The 20,403-nt window shown below is 41.0% G+C and carries 20 protein-coding genes; 9 read left to right on the plus strand and 11 right to left on the minus strand.

Features of this window, described 5'->3' with window-relative positions; genetic code table 11:
- Positions 1-4: 4 nt before the first annotated feature.
- From xni to queF, 5 genes are all read right to left on the minus strand, one after another.
- A complete protein-coding gene (xni, locus tag AACW90_RS13795) occupies positions 5-775 on the minus strand; it encodes a flap endonuclease Xni (protein WP_390235410.1) in 771 nt (256 codons plus the stop codon).
- A gap of 83 nt (positions 776-858) precedes the next feature.
- A complete protein-coding gene (ppnN, locus tag AACW90_RS13800) occupies positions 859-2,217 on the minus strand; it encodes a nucleotide 5'-monophosphate nucleosidase PpnN (RefSeq protein ID WP_390235412.1) in 1,359 nt (452 codons plus the stop codon).
- A 210-nt stretch (positions 2,218-2,427) separates the two neighbouring features.
- Positions 2,428-4,002: a GGDEF domain-containing protein gene (locus AACW90_RS13805; protein ID WP_390235414.1), complete on the minus strand. Its 1,575-nt coding sequence runs from the start codon at positions 4,000-4,002 to the stop codon at positions 2,428-2,430.
- Between the two features lie 104 nt (positions 4,003-4,106).
- A complete protein-coding gene (locus AACW90_RS13810) occupies positions 4,107-6,377 on the minus strand; it encodes a tetratricopeptide repeat protein (protein ID WP_390235416.1) in 2,271 nt (756 codons plus the stop codon).
- A gap of 24 nt (positions 6,378-6,401) precedes the next feature.
- Positions 6,402-7,247 carry an NADPH-dependent 7-cyano-7-deazaguanine reductase QueF gene (queF, locus tag AACW90_RS13815; RefSeq protein ID WP_390235419.1) on the minus strand — a complete coding sequence of 282 codons (846 nt, stop codon included), beginning with the start codon at positions 7,245-7,247 and terminating at the stop codon, positions 6,402-6,404.
- An 84-nt stretch (positions 7,248-7,331) separates the two neighbouring features.
- On the opposite strand from queF, the gene syd reads away from it, so the two are divergent.
- Together syd and AACW90_RS13825 are read left to right on the plus strand one after the other, a co-directional pair.
- Positions 7,332-7,877, plus strand: a complete 546-nt coding sequence (gene syd / locus AACW90_RS13820; protein ID WP_390235422.1) for a SecY-interacting protein — start codon at positions 7,332-7,334, stop codon at positions 7,875-7,877.
- Positions 7,878-7,881: 4 nt separating this feature from the next.
- Complete coding sequence (locus AACW90_RS13825; protein WP_390235425.1) at positions 7,882-8,658, plus strand: Zn-ribbon-containing protein; 777 nt, start codon at positions 7,882-7,884, stop codon at positions 8,656-8,658.
- 11 nt (positions 8,659-8,669) lie between these two features.
- Here the strand turns inward: AACW90_RS13825 and AACW90_RS13830 are convergent, their stop codons facing one another.
- From AACW90_RS13830 to AACW90_RS13845, 4 genes are all read right to left on the minus strand, one after another.
- Positions 8,670-9,113, minus strand: coding sequence for a YaiI/YqxD family protein (locus tag AACW90_RS13830; RefSeq protein ID WP_275135784.1), 444 nt, complete (start codon positions 9,111-9,113; stop codon positions 8,670-8,672).
- Complete coding sequence (locus tag AACW90_RS13835) at positions 9,110-9,391, minus strand: hypothetical protein (RefSeq protein ID WP_390235428.1); 282 nt, start codon at positions 9,389-9,391, stop codon at positions 9,110-9,112. The genes AACW90_RS13830 and AACW90_RS13835 overlap by 4 nt, the downstream gene beginning before the upstream one ends.
- A gap of 743 nt (positions 9,392-10,134) precedes the next feature.
- Positions 10,135-10,449, minus strand: a complete 315-nt coding sequence (locus AACW90_RS13840) for a DUF3301 domain-containing protein (RefSeq protein ID WP_195702462.1) — start codon at positions 10,447-10,449, stop codon at positions 10,135-10,137.
- Positions 10,449-11,495, minus strand: coding sequence for a DUF3549 family protein (locus tag AACW90_RS13845; protein WP_390235431.1), 1,047 nt, complete (start codon positions 11,493-11,495; stop codon positions 10,449-10,451). The genes AACW90_RS13840 and AACW90_RS13845 overlap by 1 nt, the downstream gene beginning before the upstream one ends.
- An 81-nt stretch (positions 11,496-11,576) precedes the next feature.
- Here AACW90_RS13845 and AACW90_RS13850 point away from each other — a divergent pair, with 81 nt between their 5' ends.
- Positions 11,577-11,888, plus strand: coding sequence for a YqcC family protein (locus tag AACW90_RS13850; protein WP_195702464.1), 312 nt, complete (start codon positions 11,577-11,579; stop codon positions 11,886-11,888).
- Positions 11,888-12,616, plus strand: a complete 729-nt coding sequence (gene truC / locus AACW90_RS13855; protein WP_390235434.1) for a tRNA pseudouridine(65) synthase TruC — start codon at positions 11,888-11,890, stop codon at positions 12,614-12,616. Before AACW90_RS13850 ends, truC begins: the two co-directional genes overlap by 1 nt.
- 43 nt (positions 12,617-12,659) lie before the next feature.
- On the opposite strand, the gene AACW90_RS13860 is transcribed toward truC, so the two are convergent.
- A complete protein-coding gene (locus AACW90_RS13860) occupies positions 12,660-13,649 on the minus strand; it encodes a LacI family DNA-binding transcriptional regulator (protein ID WP_390235437.1) in 990 nt (329 codons plus the stop codon).
- 359 nt (positions 13,650-14,008) lie between these two features.
- On the opposite strand from AACW90_RS13860, the gene AACW90_RS13865 reads away from it, so the two are divergent.
- Genes AACW90_RS13865 through AACW90_RS13885 form a run of 5 tightly spaced genes read left to right on the plus strand, consistent with a single transcriptional unit; the run spans position 14,009 to position 19,814 of the window.
- The gene (locus AACW90_RS13865; RefSeq protein ID WP_390235440.1) at positions 14,009-15,064 is read left to right on the plus strand and encodes a sugar phosphate isomerase/epimerase family protein; all 1,056 of its coding nucleotides are present in this window, start codon (positions 14,009-14,011) and stop codon (positions 15,062-15,064) included.
- Between the two features lie 13 nt (positions 15,065-15,077).
- Complete coding sequence (locus AACW90_RS13870; protein WP_390235442.1) at positions 15,078-16,235, plus strand: Gfo/Idh/MocA family protein; 1,158 nt, start codon at positions 15,078-15,080, stop codon at positions 16,233-16,235.
- Positions 16,236-17,783 (plus strand): sugar ABC transporter ATP-binding protein, encoded by a 1,548-nt coding sequence (locus AACW90_RS13875; protein WP_390235444.1) that lies wholly within the window; start codon positions 16,236-16,238, stop codon positions 17,781-17,783.
- Positions 17,780-18,802: an ABC transporter permease gene (locus tag AACW90_RS13880; RefSeq protein ID WP_390235446.1), complete on the plus strand. Its 1,023-nt coding sequence runs from the start codon at positions 17,780-17,782 to the stop codon at positions 18,800-18,802. Before AACW90_RS13875 ends, AACW90_RS13880 begins: the two co-directional genes overlap by 4 nt.
- 37 nt (positions 18,803-18,839) lie before the next feature.
- Positions 18,840-19,814 carry a substrate-binding domain-containing protein gene (locus tag AACW90_RS13885; RefSeq protein WP_390235448.1) on the plus strand — a complete coding sequence of 325 codons (975 nt, stop codon included), beginning with the start codon at positions 18,840-18,842 and terminating at the stop codon, positions 19,812-19,814.
- Positions 19,815-19,909: 95 nt separating this feature from the next.
- Here the strand turns inward: AACW90_RS13885 and AACW90_RS13890 are convergent, their stop codons facing one another.
- Positions 19,910-20,293: a DUF3461 family protein gene (locus AACW90_RS13890; RefSeq protein ID WP_390235450.1), complete on the minus strand. Its 384-nt coding sequence runs from the start codon at positions 20,291-20,293 to the stop codon at positions 19,910-19,912.
- Positions 20,294-20,403 lie beyond the last annotated feature (110 nt).

The raw sequence follows: 20,403 nt of genomic DNA on the forward strand, positions 1-20,403 counted from the left end.
GCAACTAATTAGGAGTATATCGAATATCCTGCAAATTAAACCCGAGTTGAACATCGGTTTTGAGTGATGAAATTTGCTTACATATCTTCGCTAGCTCTATATGTTCTTCAAATTTTTTGCGATATTTCTCGACCAACTCAGCTGAATTATAAGCTTCTTCTATACTGCCAAATTGGGTCAATATCTCTTTGGCCGCTTTTGGCCCAATACCAGGAATACCGGAAACCTGACTGGAGCTTATTCCTGTGAGCCCCCAGTAATCAGAAAGTTGACTGGGTTTAACGCCAAATTCATTCTCTACAAATGTGGCATCTAACCAACGATGCTGGAAATAATCTCTGATTTGCAATGTAGGCGCTAAAAGCTGGCAATAGCCTTTGTCTGTCGAGATGATGGTGACGGTTTCCCCGTGTTGCGCTACTTTTACAGCAAGTGTTGCCACGAGATCATCCGCTTCATCCCCGTCGGATAGAAGTGAATCAATTCCCAATTCCCACCATGCACTTTGAATGCTGTCCAAGCCTTGTTGTAGCGCTTCTGGCATAGGTTTACGATTTTGCTTATATTTCGGTAGCAGTTTTGCTCTCCATCCCCTGTCTTGAAGATGATGATCGAAAACAGCGATGATATGAGTAGGCGTTGATTCTGAAAGAATACGATTGAGGGTTCTTTTGGTGGTCTCTATTGTTCTGGTTATGTCATTAGGATCAGGCTGAGCCGAGTGTACTCGCCTTATAAGATTCAGTGCATCAATAATCACTAGATGTATAGACATAGTTTTCCAATAAAATAAGGACTTACCGATAAGCCCTTATTCTACTCAATTTAGTTAGCTAAGTAACCTTTGATATTGTTTTCTTACTTACTTGCTATTTTATAGCATGGGATATATTCCGAACCGGGCAACTTCATTCTTTGTTGGGTAACGAAGTCATTGAGTAATTTGTCCATTTTTTCCATTAGCTCTGAATCACCATCGATGATAAATGGGCCGTACTCTTCAATCTCTTTTATGCCTTCTGCTTTGACGTTGCCTGCCACGATGCCTGAAAATGCCTTTCGTAGATTAGACGCAAGGCGCTCTGTTGGCTGATCCATGTGTAGATCTAAATTAGCCATGTTTTCATGGGTAGGATCAAAGGGATGTTGAAACTCTGGAGATACGGTTAATGACCAGTTGTAGCTGTAGGCATCTTCGGTCGATTGTCTGTGTGCTTTAACATTTGGGATGGCCTCTTTGATAATACGAGCGGCTTTTTCAGGATCATCGACAACGATTTGATAATGCTTCCGAGCTTGTTCACCAAGTGTATTACCGATAAACGTATCGATTGAATGGAAGTATGCTTCGCTCTCCTTCGGTCCTGTTAAAACGATAGGGATAGGTTGATCCGCGTTATCTGGGTGCATCATAATACCCAGAATATACAAAAGCTCTTCTGCTGTTCCTGGTCCTCCGGGGAAGATAACGATGCCGTGTCCCATTCGAACAAACGCTTCTAGTCGTTTTTCAATATCGGGCATGATGATGAGTTCATTGACGATAGGATTTGGTGGTTCGGCGGCAATAATGGAAGGCTCGGTTAAGCCAATATACCGTGCATCGTCTTTGCGCTGTTTGGCATGACCGATAGCGGCCCCTTTCATTGGTCCTTCCATTGCTCCGGGCCCACATCCAGTACATATATTTAGGTCTCGTAATCCTAATTCATGCCCAACCTCTCGAGTATATTGATATTCGTTAGGGTTGATGGAATGACCGCCCCAGCATACGACTAAGTTCGGTTCAATACCGGGATGAAGTGCGCCAGCATTTCTTAAAATAGCAAAAACCAAATTGGTAATATGTTCGGGGTCATTCTGTTTTTCTCTGTGTATTTGAGCCACATGCATATTGACATAGACTATATCGCGAAGCACAGAGAAGAGATGTTCTTGGATTCCGGTAATAATGGTGCCATCGACAAAGGCATCTTTTGGGGGATCGGTTAGTTCGAGTTTAATACCGCGTTCTCGGCTAACTACATCTACATCAAAGGTCTTATGTTTATCGAGTAACTCTTGAGAGTTGTCGGTATGGCTGCCGGAATTGAGTACGGCCAGAGTACAGTTTCGATAAAGTTGATAGAGATCGCTCGACGCTTCTTTTTTAAGGCGCTTCACTTCTAGTTGAGAAAGTAAATCCATACTGCCAGCTGGGCTAATATGTGTAATCATATGATCCTCCTTACGATAGGAAGTATTATTATTGGTAGGTGTTAACCCTGTAGAGATACTATAGGTAACCTTGCAAAAAGTATGGTTTAACTCATTGAAGATTAAGGACTATAGCTTTAACCATATACGCCAATGATGTAGGAGTACAAGTGAAATAAGGTTTTTTCTATAAGAATTGGTTTAAAACAGGAAAAAAAGAGAAGGATGAGGTTACTTGATAACTATTTGATTGCTGCCATTGCGTTTGGATTCATTAAGTAGAAGATTTAGTCGATCCAATACCTCTTCTGGCGTATCAGTATCTCTTAAAGATGTGCACGCTGCCGATGCTGTCACACTGATGCTTTGATCTCTGAACTTAAAGGGCAGTCGACTAATATGTAGTTGAATTTTTTCAATAAGCGCGCGGCTCTCTTTCATTTCGATATCAGGAAGAATCAAGATAAACTCTTCACCAGAGAAACGCGCAACGATATCGATATCTCTTGCTTCTTTTGTAATGGTACGAGCAATGATTTTGAGTGCTTTATCACCAGCGGTATAGCCAAAGCTGTCATTGATCAATTTGAAGTTGTCGATATCGAGAAGAACAAGACAGATTTTGTTTTGTGCACGAATCCATTTGTGATATTCAAGTTCGAGTTTTTCAAGGAATGCGGTTCGGTTGAATACCTTGGTCAAAGGATCGATGAGGATGCGTTTTGCTTGGTCATCTAACCGGCGTCGATGATCTTGAGTTAATTCGTACAACCCCTCCATTTGGCGACCATTGTGCTGCATTCTTTCAATGACAGAACTTTCTCTTTGTTCGTTGTGTTTTAGGCGTTCAGTCAACATGGTGATCTGGTCGAGCAATGGTTTTACTGCCGATTTTGCGCTTTTGAGGTCGACGGCTTTATCTAGTGCTTCTTGGCTTTCATTGGAGATATCCAGTAGCTGCGTTGCCATCTGTTTTCGATGTTCTGAATAGGCATAGGTTTGCTCAGTATTTTGGTTTGAGCTTTTGATGACATTACTTAGTGAACTGTTAACTTGAGTTAAGAACAGTTCTGATGTCTTGCGTTCGTAATGAGTGCCTTCAATGACCAGTTTTAGTATCTGTAGGGTAAGCTCTATAAGTGCTTCAGTACCGACACCAACCAATAACTTTATTCGAATATCATTGAGTAAATCACCAGATTCCCCATCAAAATCAAGCTCACTGATCAGATGTTGTAACTCTTCCGCTAACTTGTTAAGTAGTTCCTGATTGACTTCGGGTGTTTTTTGTAACGAATGAGCACTACTCGACGTAATGATTTTGATGGCTCTTTCATAGATAGTAAGTAGCCGAGTGGCTTGGTCAAGTTGGTTATGATTTTTTATTGACGGAAAACTCAATAAGTTTCTTAGATCACGTTTAAGTTGCGCGGGTAGCCCAGGTATGCGTTGCAGCGTTTCGCCGCTATGTCTTACTCTGTCATCTAGATGAATTTTCTGTTTTTCCATTGTATTACTGTTTTGTTTGAGCATGCGCTCGAGAACGGCCAAGCGAGGAATCAACTTAGATATATCTTGCTGTTGTTGAAAAGCGGCTTTCAACGATGAGACGGCGGCATCAAGTTCAACATTGTACCCCATACACGCGGTACTTAAGTTTGTCACAACCCTCTTCAGGACTTGCGCTTCCCTCGAATGCTTGAATGAAGCATCTCGGTGTTTAAGTCTTGCTTCTTCTAATTGTAATTTAAATTGGTCGATCTGCTTGAGAATTTCTTGCCGACCTGCAAGATTTAGTTCACTCATATATTAAGTAGATGGCGCACATTGGTCCTTGGAGTAATACATCTAAATGATAATAACAAAAATAACTAGTAGGTCATTCAAATTATCGTACAACAACCAGTAAATTATTCAATGATACTTAATTTTATGATGTTGTCCTCAATTTTATCACTAGAATCAATTTTTATTAGGCCGTTTTCGATAGCAGAAAGGCATGCAGACCGAATATCGTTACTGGCAAAGCTCGCAGCGGGTGCATTTTCTATTGCTCTTAAACAGACCCATTGATTTCCACCATGTTGGTGATTTTGTAATCGGGCAAGGTTAGAAGCCATTAATAATATATCTAATAATTCTTTGTCATTTATAGCAGTATAGGCTCTGGGCAGAAATGGATAGTCGGCAATGCCAGCTCTAATAGTTCTATCAAGTAACTTTTCGGGTTTAAATTCTTTTACCCAATTATGTATTTGTTCAAATAATTGGCTGGCCGTTTTATTTGGGTTGGTGTTTGGTTCAACATATAAAAACATACCGTCAGCAAAATGATAAAGCCTTGCAGGGCTGTCCAGTTTTGTCTTAATAAATGCCCCAAATTCTGCTTCGAGCTGAAGACCAGCATTGTAACCTTGTTGAAGGTAAGCGGTTCTTAAACTTGGTAACTCAATCATGATAAAACGGAGTTTATCGTGGAGAGGTTCATTGATCAGTTCGCCCGTTTTCCATTGTTCAAAGTTGGCACTACTTTGCTCTAGCGAGGAGGGTAATTTTACATTTAATAATCGGAAGTTACGTAAGCCAGAACGAGGGTGCGTATAGTGGTCATTGTAAAGGTCATTTAGTTTGTTTCTCATTCTTCTATTCACAATACCACGTCGAACAAAAAGTATTAAAATGAGCAATGAAATAGCAAATAATGTCGTGCTTGCATATTTAAAACGCACTTGCTTTTCATTGCTTTTTTGCAACAATTTTGACTGGTCTTTATAATGTAAAGATTGCTCGATAAATAGTTTTTGTTCTCTAAAATCATTTTCTGAGATAGTTAATAATTGTTGCTGTTTAGCGGTTATTAATTGGTCATACTTTTTACCACTACTAAATGCTTCAGAATAATTATTTAAATATTCATATGTTTTTGTAAGAAGAAGATACGCATGGAGCTGAATATTGCTATCGTCTATTTTTTGGCCAATTAAAAGTGCCTTTTTTGTCAGAAATAAGCTTTTATCAATATTGGTTTTCAAAAACTCTAATTCAGCACCAAGTAAAAAAGAGGTGGCCATTAAGTTGTCTATTTTTGCATAGGCTAGTAATTCGTTTGCTCGTTGCAGATATTGTTCTGTAAGAGGGTAGTTATAAAGCTGAAGATAAGTTTTTGCTAGATCCAATCGTAACTGAATAATTTCTGCCGTATTTCTATTGACCGCATCGGTGTCTAGTACGTTGAAGTAATGAACCAGTGCGAGGTTGTATCGACCTTGAGAGTAGTAGATATCAGCCATGTTTTTGAGAATATCGGCTAGATTACTTGAGCTCTCGTAGTTGTCATAAAAATCGGCCGCCTGAGATAGATGCTCTAACGCTTTATCTAGAACAGACTTTTTAATGAACAGATCGGCGATGATACGGTTTATCTTGGCTAACAAGACCGGTTTATCTTTCTCTATGGCGGACCAATAAGCCGATAGTAATTGATAAAGAGCCTGATTATAGTTCTCGTTGGTTAAATAATACTCACCTAAGATAATCTGATGTTTTATTAATAGCTCTTCTTGATCAAGTTTGATTAACAGGTTATTTGCTTGAGAAAAGTAATCAAGAGCCAGCGTATTGTTTTGTAGTGATATGGCGATTTCTGCCTTTAACATCAGTAACTGGTACTTTAACTCCGTGACCGAAATGGTGTGTTCACTGCTTTCTAATTTCTCTTCAACGTTTGTTATCAGTGGGGTTATCTTGTGCTCATCCTGGGTTAGTCGCCACAGTAAAGTGGCTTTTAACAATTGAATTTTTAGCACCTGGTTAGGCAGATTATAGGTTTTGGCAAGCGTTTCTGCCTGTTCAATACTAATTATTGCTCCCCTAGAATCACCCAAAATGTACTTTGCTTTTGAAATGATTTGTAGTGCCTTAATACTGGTAATAGGCGTACGAACGGCATTGTCGGTGGATTGCTTTTGGATTTGCTCTTGGCTCTTCTCGGTTAACGTCCTTGCGCTCAGAAATTGTTGAGCGATTTTTTTTGAACGCTCAGGAACAATTTCGATCAGCTTTTCTGCTTCTTCTAAAAGGGTTGTTGTGGCCCCTTCAGCGAGTGCTGCCGTTCCATACAGAATGGTGGCACACAATAATACAGCCGAAATAATGAATCTAGAAAATGCAGATATTGACATTAGTTTGTTTTACACCTTGCTAAGCTATTGGCGAGCTAATCTATGATTGTGTTGTGGTGCGGACGATTCTGACGAGCGATATGGGTTGATATCTAATCCACCTCGACGCGTATAACGTGCACATACCGTTAGAGAATCTGGAGAACAATATCGAGTAATATCCATAAAGATTCTTTCTACACACTGTTCATGAAACTCATTGTGCTCTCTAAATGAGATGAGATACCTTAATAGAGCTTCTCTATCGATTCTCTTACCCGTGTATTTAACCTCTACACTGCCCCAGTCTGGCTGATTGGTAATCAAGCAATTCGATTTTAAAAGATGACTGTGTAACGTTTCGGTTACCTGTTCGTTTGAAATGGACCCTTTTAGAAAATCAGGATCAAACTGATAGTCGGACACCTCAATATCTTGATCATCAATACATTCCCCGTTCATAGTCTGAATAGGTTGATTTGTGAATGATGACAAAGGGTTGAGAACCACTTGAACCGTCTCACCTGCACAAGCTGACAGGTCTTTTTCTAGTGTTTCCGTTACCTTATCCCAATTTGCAAACGGTGTCTGATTGAAACTGTTTAAATAGAGTTTGAAGGACTTCGATTCGATGAGGTTCAAACTGGTCGCAGGAATAGAGACATCGCCTATGGCGACTTGTGGAAGTCCTTTGCTGTTAAGCCAAGATAGTTCATAGAGTGTCCATACGTCGCACCCCTTAAAAGGAAGGGTCTTTGTCAGGTTAAGATCATCTCGATTTAGACTTCTTGGGACAGGTTGCAGTAATGTAGGGTCATACTGTTGACTGTATTCTGTTTTTTGTCCAAGAGTTAAACCAACAAGTTCTGCGGAATTTGAATATTTGCTCATACTAAAATGCATTTATCGATTAGAATAACCAAGATTCTACTTAATCGCGTATACGCTGTCATTAACTCAAGTCAAGGAGGGTACATGACACAACCTGTGGCGGATGCTTTGCATCACTTTTCTGTTCAGTATAAACAAGCCTGGCAAGATAAATATCAAACATTACCTATGAATGAAGAGCTCGTTGGGTTGGTTTCCCCCTGTGTGGAAAAAAACACGGGTGATGCGATTTATTGGCAGCCAGTTCAACGAGACAAAATGGCTGATTTTGCTAACGTAGAAAATGGCATTGAAATTGATTTACATGACGACATAAAAACATTTTATGGCTATCAATATAGTGCTGATATGGAAGCTAACTGGCAAGATAAGCCATTTACTCTGCTGCAAGTTTGGAGCGATGAAGATTATACTCGCTTACAAGAAAATATATTGGGTCATCTAGTGACACAAAGGCGATTGAAGTTGAAACCAACGGTATTTATTGGGGTGACTGACGCCGAATTGGACGTTATTTCTATCTGTAATATTAGCGGGAATGTCATATTGGAAAGATTGGGAACAGATAAGCGCGATGTCTTAGCGCAAACGGTGGCTGAATTTTTGACTGACATTGTACCAGAGGTATAGCAAGATGATTGTTGCTGAATTACAGTTTGAATGCTTTGACAACACGACGATTTCTGCGGTCGACAAAGGCGTAAATGGCTTGATGGAGGCGCTTAGGTATAATGGTCAGATCCTCGGGAGAGAGTTTCCTATCGTCATGGGCGATGGAGTATTTTATGTAAGGGCTGTTTGTCCTGAAGAGGAGAGCCTTCATCCTGACAACCACTCTGACTATGTTAATGTTTGTATAAAAGCGTTATCTGAAGCGAGTCTGTTGTCCCCTAAGGTTCGCTTGGTAGGAAGAGATCTAAACTCTGAAGAGGCTGCCGAACAAGAGGTACCAAACTGGCAAGTCTTGTATACAACCTATGTTCATACCTGTTCTCCATTACGAAGTGGGGAGACGCTTTTACCCATCCCACTTTATAGAAACTCAGCAACGTTAAATGGCGATCACAAAGCGGTTATTAAATGGCAAACAGAATGGCAAGCCTGCGATGAATTGCAGATGGCAGGTGGTTGCAAGGCTGAACATGCCGCTCTTGCGGAAATTACTCAGATTGATAGTGATCTATTCCGTCGAGGGTGGGATATAAGAGGGCGTATTGAATATCTAACTCAAATTCCGACTTACTACTATTTGTACCGAGTTGGTGGTGAGGGGCTTAAAGAGGAAAGAGAAAGAAGGTGTCCGAAGTGCGGAGGAGAGTGGCTTTTAGATAACCCATTGCATGATGTATTTTATTTTAAATGCGACAAATGCCGCATTGTATCTAATATCAGCTGGGATCAATTGAAGTAATAGATTTAAGATTATCGTTTCGCTAATACTCTATCCAAATGATTAGCAAATTCTCTTCGATCTGTTTGAGACAGCGCACTTGGTCCGCCGGTTTGAATACCACTAGAACGCATGGTATCCATAAAATCTCGAATATTTAATCGAGCCTTTATGGTTTCCTTAGTGTACAGCTCACCTCTAGGGCTTAGAGCAAGCGCACCTTTGGTGATGACTTCATCTGCCAAAGGAATATCTGAGGTAATGATTAGGTCACCTTTTTCTACAAGTCGAACAATTTCGTTATCCGCTACATCAAATCCACTTTCTACCTGGATGGATTTGATGTTCACGCGTGTCGGTACCGGTACTCTATGGTTTGCCACAAATATGCATTCAACGCCGGTTCTTTCTGCGGCTCTAAATAGTGTTTCCCTAATAACTTTAGGGCAGGCATCAGCATCAACCCATATCTTCATTTTGTTGCCTCTAATGCGTTCAGCTTAGTACTTAATAGAGCAACTTGATGTTCAAGTTGCTCTATTCGCTTTTCTAAATCGAGATCCTTTTTTTCTGCAATTTCTATTTTAGGGATAGATTGATTGCCTTTCCAGCTTTTGATTACGGCGATAATCGCGGGCATGGGGATACTCGTTGTCAGTTGAGCTTTGACGAGAGCAATGGTTGGTTTTTTGCCTGAGGCATGAATTTTTTGCAATGCCTGTTCAAGCTCAGCCGATACGTCTTTGGTTAGCATTTAGAACTCCACTATTTCTTTATCTTTATATCCTACTTTGTCCTTCTTGAGTTATCTAGAACTTACGGTCTATATGTTTCGTCAATCACTCCGAGTATTATTCGAGACCATGGTCATTTTTATCGATGACATCTCCTTAATTGAGAATGTCTAATCAAGAAGTTACTTGTAAGAGATCTCTTACAAATGTGTAAGAGAAGTCGATAATGCCTATAGTTATTTGTGTCTTTTCTGTGATTAACTAATTGTTTTTTAAGTGTTTGGTTTTGTTTTACTCGTTTCTTTAGCAAGAATACTACTGTAAGTGACTTGTTCGAAACTCTAAAGATAGTAATCTTATCTTCGTCAACAGGACGTTGACAAAGGATTTAGGAATAACCAAGGGTTTGGTTATCTTCAGGAAGAAGTGAGATTACTAGGATAGTAATCTAAAAGGACAAAGGACATTGCAGGATGCAACGTTAGTAGGATGCTAGCGGCAAGGATTTGCGATGGAACACCTGAAAGGATCAGGCAGGGAACCGCATCAGGATGATGTAAAGGACACCGCTCAAGGAACAAGTGATGTTTGCTAACGAGGAACGTTAGTAGTTAGGATGACTAGGACACTGCTAGGATGGCGATGTAAAGGATAAGCTGACGGATTCAGCACTATTATGGATGATGCATGGAGCATATTTGGTAGCTGGATTGCTGCAAGTAAGATCATAGCCCCGATACGAAAGTATTGGGGCTTTTCTTTTTTATAAAATGGAATCACCCATCCGGTAAGGTGGGATATTGAAACGTACTGGTCTAAAACCTCGCATAATGACATTTGCTTGATAACAGTCATCACCTAAGGCTGAAAACTCAAATTGATAAGCGGTATGCCATTTTAGTTTTCCTTCTGGCGTTTTTATTCTATGCGAACCAAATGAAACACTTAAAAGTTGTAAATCGAGTTGATCGCACCGTTTAGCAATCGCGGCTTTTGCCAATTCAGACTGTCTTCGTTGTTGCCAGAATAGAAAACAACCAAATCCCAGTCCAATTATTGCCAATAGATCGCTAATCATTATTTCGCCTTCGATTTGGTGGATTGTTGTAAGCTAACAAGAGCGGTGGCTAATTCGTCTGAAGGGTGGCTGTGGAGTAGTGGCAAAAGCACTAAGCGAAGCGCGGGTTGCATGACAAGATCAGTAAACAATTGATTAAATAATTTTTGATTGCCAGTTTGTGCCAACCTTAACAGATATTGTTCCGCTATTTTTGGGTCTTCCAGCGCATGCCAAGATCGACCTGCAATACCAACCAGTATCTCTTGATGACTTAACAGTGGGCTGAGTAGTATCGCGCTGACAAGTGTTCTCAATTGCGTTGAATGCGCGCCTGATAGGGCTCTAACGTATGCCGATACCAAAAATAGATCTGGGTTGCTAAAAGCGCACTCTTTTTGAGCGAGTTCTAAAAGTGTGTTGGATAGCTTTTCAGAAAGGTCGGTGTGTTCTAATACGCCCAGTAATGCGTACTTTGGTTCACTGGGAATATGGCGCAATGATTTTCGAATAATGACACCATTCTGTTCTTGGTGAATTCGAGCACATATATCAGCAATACCTTGTAAGCCAACGGTCTGCCATTTATCCCAACCTAAACCCCCATTAAAATAGTGCTGAGCATGCTCATAGTATTGACTCGTTTGCATGTTTAAAAGGGCGCGGATCTGGCTGTGAAAAACAGCCATTTTGTCTTCGGAAGGTTTGAATGTATAAGGATTATTCGCCAGCTTTTGTTCTTGTTGCTCATCCAACTTTCCTCCTAATCTTGTCCCCATTGCTTCAACAACATATTTTATGAAGTTACCAATATCTGATTGCTTTAACAAACCTCTTTCATCAAGAGGGAACTTTAGAAACCAGATCCAAGGCTGTTTTTCTTTATTCCAATAGGCTATAGCGACATGAGCTTGTCGTTGTAGAGGATATGGATAAGGTTGTTGACCTAGTTCAACATTAGAAAATAACGTATTCTCAACTGATAGGATACGTCTCCCTAAATCAAAAATTTTGTATTCACAACCACTATTTTTTAGCAGTTGAGTTAGGGTCTGAATGTTTTCCATTTCGTTAATTACTCTATTGGTCTTTGGTTAATAAATGGTACTCTTACCGAAAATTTCAAGGTGGCAACGTGCAATATTCTTATGACTGACGATCTTCCTCTATTTACTCTCCTGCAAGAAACCGAAATCTGCTTACAACGACTGTGCCTTTGGGACAGTGAAGAACCGGAAGAAAGTGCGCTACAGAGTAAAGAACCTTTTGCGTTGGACACATTAGAACCTGAACAATGGTTGCAATGGATATTCATCCCGAAAATGAGAGAAATGTTAGAGCAGCAGCGCGTTCCAAGTGGTTTTGCTATTTCGCCTTATTTTGAAGAGGTTTGGAAGATGGAGACCAAAACATTGGAATTGATAACGCTGTTGCATAGGATTGATGAGGAGTGTCAATAATGCTCGAGATTCTCTTTCAGGATGAATACATCATTGCGGTAAACAAACCTGCAGGCATGCTTGTTCATCGCTCTTGGTTGGATAAGTATGAAACTCAATTTGTAATGCAAACATTACGAGACCAAATAGGTCAGCATGTGTTCCCACTGCATCGGTTAGATAGGCCGACTTCTGGTGTATTGGTTTTTGCTTTATCAAGTGAAGTTGCATCAGAAATGATGCCTTTGTTTGCCAATCATGAAATGAAAAAAACCTATCATGCGATTGTTCGAGGATGGATAGAAGAAGGCGACACGCTTGATTATCCACTAAAACAAGAGTTGGATAAAATTGCGGACAAATTCGCTAAAACAGATAAAGAACCGCAAGAAGCGGTTACCGATTATCTTCCGTTAGCTGAAGTTGAGGTGCCATACTCGACGGGTCGTTTCCCTACCAGTCGATATTGCCTTGTTGAATTAAAACCTCATACGGGTCGTAAACATCAGCTACGTCGTCATATGGCGCATCTACGGCACCCTATTGTCGGGGATACGTCACATGGTGATGGTAAACATAATCGATTATTTCGCGAAAACTATCAGGCTCATCGACTATTTCTACACGCAACAGAACTGCAGTTTGTTCACCCTTACACCCATTCTGATGTCTGCATTGAAGCGAGCTTCGATGATTGTTGGCTAAGGCTAATGGCAGAATTTGAGTGGAAACACGTGTTAGCGAATTAGCACTCAGGGTACATTACCTGGTTGATTTTGCAGTTATAGTTATTTATTTAGCCGCGATAGTTGAGCTGCTTCTTACTATAAGTTGTGTCGGTATGACGCTGTCTTGCGGGACTTTTTCGCCCTTAAGAATCTTTGTAAGAACTTGCATCGCAGTTTCGCCTAATTGTTTTTGAGGTTGACGAATCGTGGTTAATTGAGGGGTCGTATATTGCGCAAACAATAAGTCATCAAAGCCGACAATTGAAAGTTGTTTTGGAACGTCGATACCCATCTCTATTGCTGCACGCATAGCACCTAGTGCCATCATATCGTTAAAACAAAAAAGTGCCGTCATTTCGTATTGGTTAGCGAGCCTTTGAAAGGCAGCGTAACCAGAATGAAAACTAAAATCTCCAGATTCAAACGCGTTGTCGTTGATGTCAATATTGGCGTTGCTCTCTGCTTTTATATAGCCTTGCTTTCGGTCACCACAGATCGGGTTTCCCATTGGGCCAGTGATGCAACCAATTCTTGTATGACCGAGTTCAATTAAGTATTCCGTTGCTCTTTTTGCGGAGTCAAAATTGTCTACACGGACGGTTGGGATAGGGAAACCACTAAAATATTCGCAGGCCATGACAATCGGAATGTTGGCCCCTTTCTGAATATCACTTGGAAGCTCCGATGTTAAACTGATGATCCCATCGGCTTGTTTTGTTCGAACCAAATCAATGTATTCTTTTGCCTGTTGCACAGTATGAACAGAGTCACCGAGAAGAACTTTATAGCCTTCTTGTTGGGCAACCAATTGTATTCCTTTGACGATATCAGCAAAAAACATATTGGCGATATCAGGTAATATGACAACCACAGTTTTCGATTCGCTTTTACGCAAATTTCTGGCAATGGCATTTGGTGTAAAACCGCATTCAGCTATCGCTAATTCTACTTTTTTCCGATTTTTTTCCGATACTTTTTCTGGTGCTGCCATCGCTCTGGAAACGGTCGCGGTAGAGACGCCAGCAAGCTTCGCAACATCTTTTATTGTGGGCATGTTTTCACCTGAATGACTATCTATTTTACGTGACAGTATACTGGACGATTATAATTGTAACGGATTACAATTTTATGAAAATTAGTTTTCTGGTTATGAAAAAGATTAATTGTATATCAGGTCAAATATCTTGTTGTAAAAGTGTTCGTTTTTTCTATATTCATCACATTCCCATGCTAATTAGACTAATAATTGTCTAGTTATTAGACTATATTTGAATTCATGCACAAAAATGATGCGTTGGATCTAATTGGTTTTGACACTGGATTATTAAGATATTCAACGCATTTTTATTAAGTTTTTTTTGTAATCGATTACAAAAATGCGTTTTGGCTCGCGTTGTTAGGTAAGGGAATATTATGAAAGCTATTAAAGGTCCAGCACTGTTTCTTGCGCAGTTTGTAGGGGATGAAGCGCCATTTAATTCGTTAGAGAATATGGTGAGATGGGCGGCAAGTATAGGCTATAAAGGGGTCCAGATTCCTACCTGGGACGGACGATTATTTGATCTGGAAAAAGCGGCAGTAGATGTCGAATATTGTCGTCAACTTAAAACCATGGTTGCCTCATATGGTGTTGAAATTACCGAACTAAGTACTCACCTACAAGGGCAATTGGTTGCTGTTCATCCTGCCTATGATGAGATGTTTGATGGTTTTGCTCCTCCTGAAGTTCATAAAAATCCTAGCGCAAGACAAGAGTGGGCAGTAAATCAACTAATGCTTTCTGCTAAAGCGTCTAAAAATTTAGGATTGACCGCACATGCTACTTTTTCGGGCGCACTTTTATGGCCATTTATGTATCCATGGCCACAGCGACCAGCAGGGTTGGTCGAGGCAGGATTTGCCGAATTGGGTAAGCGCTGGAGACCTATCTTGGATGCGTTCGATGAAGCTGGTGTCGATGTATGTTACGAAATCCACCCAGGTGAAGATTTACATGACGGTATTACATTCGAAATGTTTTTAGCTGAAGTGGATAACCACCCAAGAGCCAATATTTTGTATGACCCAAGCCACTTTGTTCTTCAGCAGCTTGATTATCTCGATTTCATTGATAGATACCACGATCGTATTCGTATGTTTCATGTAAAGGATGCGGAATTTAATCCTACTGGGCAGCAGGGCGTTTACGGAGGCTATCAAGGATGGGTGGAAAGAGCGGCTCGATTCCGCTCTCTCGGTGACGGTCAGGTTAACTTTAAAGGTATTTTTTCCAAACTGTCTCAGTATAACTTCGACGGATGGGCTGTCGTTGAGTGGGAATGCTGTTTGAAGCATCCAGAGTCAGGTGCAGCGGAAGGGGCAAGGTTTGTTTCAGAAAATATCATTAAAGTAACAGACAAGGCCTTTGATGATTTTGCAGACGCGGCGACCGATGACTCGGCTAATTTACGCATACTTGGACTGAGCTAAAGGAGACGAAGTAATGGAGAAGATTAGACTCGGTATGGTAGGCGGTGGCATTGGGGCGTTTATAGGTGCGGTGCATAGAATTGCTTCTCGAATTGATGGCCGCTATGAGTTGGTGGCAGGTGCATTAAGTGCTGATCCTGCAAAGGCAAGAGAGTCTGGAATAGAACTCGGGCTTTCGCCTGAACGCATTTACAGTGATTTTCATGAAATGGCAAAAAGAGAGGCAGCTCGAGATGACGGAATAGATGTGGTGTCTATTGTAACGCCTAATCATATGCACTTTCCTGTCGCGAAGGCATTTCTGGATGCAGGCATTCATGTTATTTGCGATAAACCCTTAACTTCAGATCTCGCCGATGCATACAAGCTACAAGAGATAGCCAGCAAGAGCGGGCAGTTGTTTGTACTTACGCATAATTACACTGGCTATCCTTTAGTTCGTCAGGCGAAACAGATGATAGCCGATGGTCAATTAGGCAAACTTCGGGTTATTCAAGTGGAGTATCCGCAAGATTGGATGAGTACAGATACCGAACACTCAGGCAATAAACAAGCTGAGTGGCGAACGGATCCCAAACGATCTGGTCCGGCTGGTTGCCTTGGTGATATTGGAACACATGCCTACAACTTAGTGCGGTTTGTCAGTGGCCTTAAATTGGATCAGGTGAGTGCAGAGCTAACCACGTTTGTTGATGGTCGTCAGGTGGACGATAACGTCAGTGCAATGCTGAGGTTTGAACAGAACGTGAAAGGAATGTTATGGAGTAGTCAGGTTGCTCCAGGCAATGAAAACGGTCTGAGAGTTCGTGTTTACGGAGAGAAAGGGGGGCTGGAATGGTCGCAAGAAAACCCAAATCAATTGGTGTTTAGCCTTTTAGGCGAAGCGGTTCAAATTTTGACACGAGCGGGTAACGGTTATTTGGAGACGGCACCGTATTTAACAAGGACACCAGGCGGACATCCAGAAGGTTACTTAGAAGGCTTTGCCAATCTCTATTATGAGGCGGCGGATTGCATTGTAAAAGCGAAAGCAGGTGAATCAACAGAGCAAGTGTTGAGTAAAAGCCTTCTACCTCAATTGAAAGATGGCATTGATGGGATGCGTTTTATCAGTGCTGTTATCGCATCATCTGAGCAGAACAGTAATTGGGTTTCTATCGAGGACTTCTAAATGGGTAAACATGTAGACGAACCACTTTTACGCTTAGATTCAATCAAGAAGGATTTCTCTGGAGTACAAGTACTTCATGGTATCAGTATTGATATTGTGGCTGGAGAGGTTCTTGGAATACTGGGTGAGAATGGAGCGGGTAAGTCTACATTGCTCAAAATAATTAATGGAATCTACCACGCGAGCAGTGGAACGATTTCGATTGATGGTTCACAAGTGGAGATTCGTTCCCCATCCGATGCCAAGAAACACGGAATAGCGATGATCCCTCAGGAGTTTAATTTAGTCGATAGCTTAAATGTGTTTGAAAACATTTTTCTGGGACAAGAAATAAAAAAAGGCGCGTTGTTAGATAAATATTCTATGCGTCAACGAACGGTTGAACTCCTATCAATGCTCGATACAGAGCTTAATCCAGACGCTCTCATAGAAGATCTTAGCGTTGCTGAAAAGCAGATGGTTGAAATTGCGAAGGCGTTGGTTTATGACGCTCGAATATTAATTATGGATGAACCTACGACCGTGCTAACTAGCTTAGAAGTTGATGTTTTGTTTACTTTAATTGATAAGTTGAAAGCCCAAGGTGTCACCGTTCTATTTATTTCTCACAAACTCAAAGAAGTGAAAAGATTATGTGATCGATTAATGATTCTTAGAGATGGAAATTTAGTGTCTCTTGATAATGTGTCTGAGATAAATGAGCAAGATATGGCGACCAAAATGGTTGGGCGGGAACTGAACCAAATTTTTCCTAAAAAATCGATATCAACGAAAGAAGTGGCATTGAAGGTGTCGAATTTATCGCTTAAAGGGGGAGAGGGGGGAAGCATCGGTTTTCATGTTCATAAAGGTGAGGTTCTTGGCTTTGCTGGGCTGGTTGGTAGTGGTCGAACAGAAGTTGCCGAAGCCGTAATGGGAATAAGAAAAAAACAATCTGGACAGATAGAGGTATTTGGAGAGTTAGTCGATATTCATGATATTAAACAGGCAGTTCAAAAGGGGCTTGCCTATCTAAGTGAAGATCGCCAAGGACGGGGTTTAGTCATGGGATTTGATCTTACAGAAAACATCAGTTTAGTTTCTCTTCCGCGCTATACCAAGGGGTTAATTAGACACAAATTAGCCCGAACTAAAACTGAGCAATATGTCTCTCAGTTTGATATTAAAACCGCGTCATTGGATACCGAATTGCAATACCTAAGTGGTGGAAATCAACAGAAAGTTTATCTGTCGAAATGGATGGATACCGAACCGAAAATCCTTATTTTGGATGAACCGACAAGAGGGGTAGATGTGAATACTAAGAAAGATATTTACCACTTTATTCAAAACTTAACAGAGCAAGGACTTGCCGTGATTGTTATCTCGTCTGAAATGGAAGAACTGATAGGGCTGGCACATAGAGTCATGGTTATGCGAGAGGGTAAATTGCAAGGAGAACTAGAAAAAGAAGCGATTACAGAACAACGAATAATGTTATTGGCTGCAGGATTGCAAGCCGAAAAGACCGAGACCCAACACACACCTTCTGAGAAAGTGAGCGCATGAGTGAGGCCGCAGAGATGAATAATAAAACCCTAGCGAGTAATCAAACAGAAGACAGAGTTCCAACCGCAGAGGCATCGTGGCTAAGTAAACTCAATTTTGGCAGCCTTGCCCCATTGATTGCTTTATTTGTATTGGTCATATTATCGGCTATTGCGAGTGAACACTTTCTTATTCCCAGAAATATAACGAATGTCTTGAGACAGGTTTCTTATACTGGGATTATCGCGTTAGGAATGACTTTCGTGATTATTGCTGGTGGCATCGACTTATCTGTCGGGTCAATGCTCGCTCTAGTTGGTGTATTAGTTATTATGCTGCTCAATTATCTAGGCGATGGTTGGACTGCTGTTGGTATTGCCATCATAGGGGCGATGGTTTTAGGTGCATTCTTTGGTGCAATTAATGGTTTTTTGACAACCAAAGGGAAAATAGCCTCCTTTGTTGCCACATTGGCAACCATGTCAGTATACCGCTCTCTCACATTATATGTAAGTGACGCGGGTGAGGTAGTCTCGAACAATCAACACTATCCAGACGTTGGAACAGGATACTTTTTGGGTCTTCCTGTTCCGGTTTGGGTGTTTTTTATCCTCGCAATATTAGGCCATATTTTATTAAAGCATACGGCATTCGGTCGTCATGTTTGCGCTGTGGGTTCTAACCCGAAAGTGGCCGCATATTCAGCTATCAATGTTGAACGAATCTATTTTCTCACCTTTGTCATTCTCGGTTTTGCCGTCGGTATCTCAGCGGTAATGCTGTCATCTCGGCTTAACTCGGTTAGTCCTGGAGACGCGGGTCTATTTTATGAACTGGATGCGATTGCTGCTGTGGTTATCGGTGGTACATCCTTATCAGGAGGAAAAGGGTCCCTTTGGGGAACCGTCGTTGGTGCCATTATTTTGGGCATCATTAATAACATGCTTAATTTACTAGGGGTTAGCCCCTACCTACAAGGAACAGTGAAAGGCTTAGTAATACTAATTGCAGTGTTGATGCAATTTAAGCGGACAAGTTGAGCCAGACACTATTATTGAGAACAAAGGAGAACTACTAATGCAACTCATAAGAAAAATTGTTCAGTTGAGTTTTGGTATAGCACTTGTTGCTATTTTAGGTACATCACAAGCCTTTGCAAAAACATACAAAGTTGGTGTTTCAGTACCTTCAGCAGACCATGGTTGGACCGCTGGATTGTTGTGGTGGGCAGAAAAAGCAGTCGCGGATCTTAAGGAAACAGAAAAAGATTTTGAATTCTATGTCGTTGCGGCGAGTTCTGGATCTAAACAGGTAGGTGATGTTGAAGATCTAATGATACGTGGTATTGATGCACTGGTTATTTTGCCTCACAACCCAGCGACCTTACAGAAGGTTATAGAAGAGGCTTATGACAGTGGAATTTATACGGTTGTTGTAGACAGAGAACTCGCTCATCCAGCTCAAAATGTGTTTATTGCAGGGGATAATGCCGGTCTTGGTAGTGTGAGTGGAAAATGGTTAGCGGAAGAGATGGATGGCAAAGGCAAGGTTGTTGTCATCGAGGGTATGTCGATTCCCATTAACAAGCAACGTGTCGATGCATTCAATGCTGAAATCGCCAAGCATAAAGGTATGGAGATTTTAGACAGTCAGCCAGCCGATTGGTCAACGCAAAAAGCCTTAGCCGTGATGGAAAACATGCTGCAACGTCATTCTCGTATTGATGCAGTTTGGTGCCAAGATGACGATATGCTTAAAGGCATTATGCAAGCAATTAAAGAGTCTGGTCGCACTGAGATTAAAACAGTATTGGGTGGCGCAGGATCTAAAGACATCATGAAAATGGTTATGGACGGAGACAAAGTGGTGAGGGCAACGGTTACCTATCCACCGAGTATGGTTGCCTCTGGTGTCGCATTAGCGGTTACGGGCTTAAAAGGTGAAAAATTAGGTAAGATGTATCACACCGTTCCTTCTCGAGTGATACTCGCGGCTGAACTTGTCGATAAGAGCAATGTAGATGATTTCTATATGCCAAGCGCAGCATACTAATTAGCGATTTATACGCCTGCATAGGTTTATGATTTGATGTATTAAAAAAATGGCCCAGACAGATTGTCGGGGCCATTTTCTATAAGGTTTCTTAGCTACTTGAGTTTTTCTAAGTCAGATTCGATTTCGTGAATCTTGCTAGACACCACTTTTTCTAAATGACGGAGATCGGATAGAATTTTCTCTTTAAGATCTTTTCCATTCAGTTTCGCGGGTCTTGTTATTTGATTGAGTTCATCAATGACAAGTGTCAGGTTGCGGTTGATCTCTGTAACTTCTTTATATTGATGGGTTCCACCATCAACCAAAACATTTTTTATTTGTCTTGGGTATTTAAATTTCACACTCTTCGCAAACAGTTCTCCTTTTTGTTTGTGAAAATAAATTTTTAACACATCCTTGTGAGCTTCTTGGCGTAGTGAATAGCGCTCTATTTGCTTAGGATCATGAATCCCTAAACCAGTAAGGTTTGGATACATAGCTTACCTCTTGAATTATTGTGTCAAATACAGTGTGTGATAATTAATTAACTGAATTAATTAGTATAACTTTAGCAGTGTAAAAGCTTAGTAGATAGATGATTTTTGTC

This window comes from Vibrio frigidus, from assembly GCF_042465995.1.
Taxonomy (GTDB): Bacteria; Pseudomonadota; Gammaproteobacteria; order Enterobacterales; family Vibrionaceae; genus Vibrio.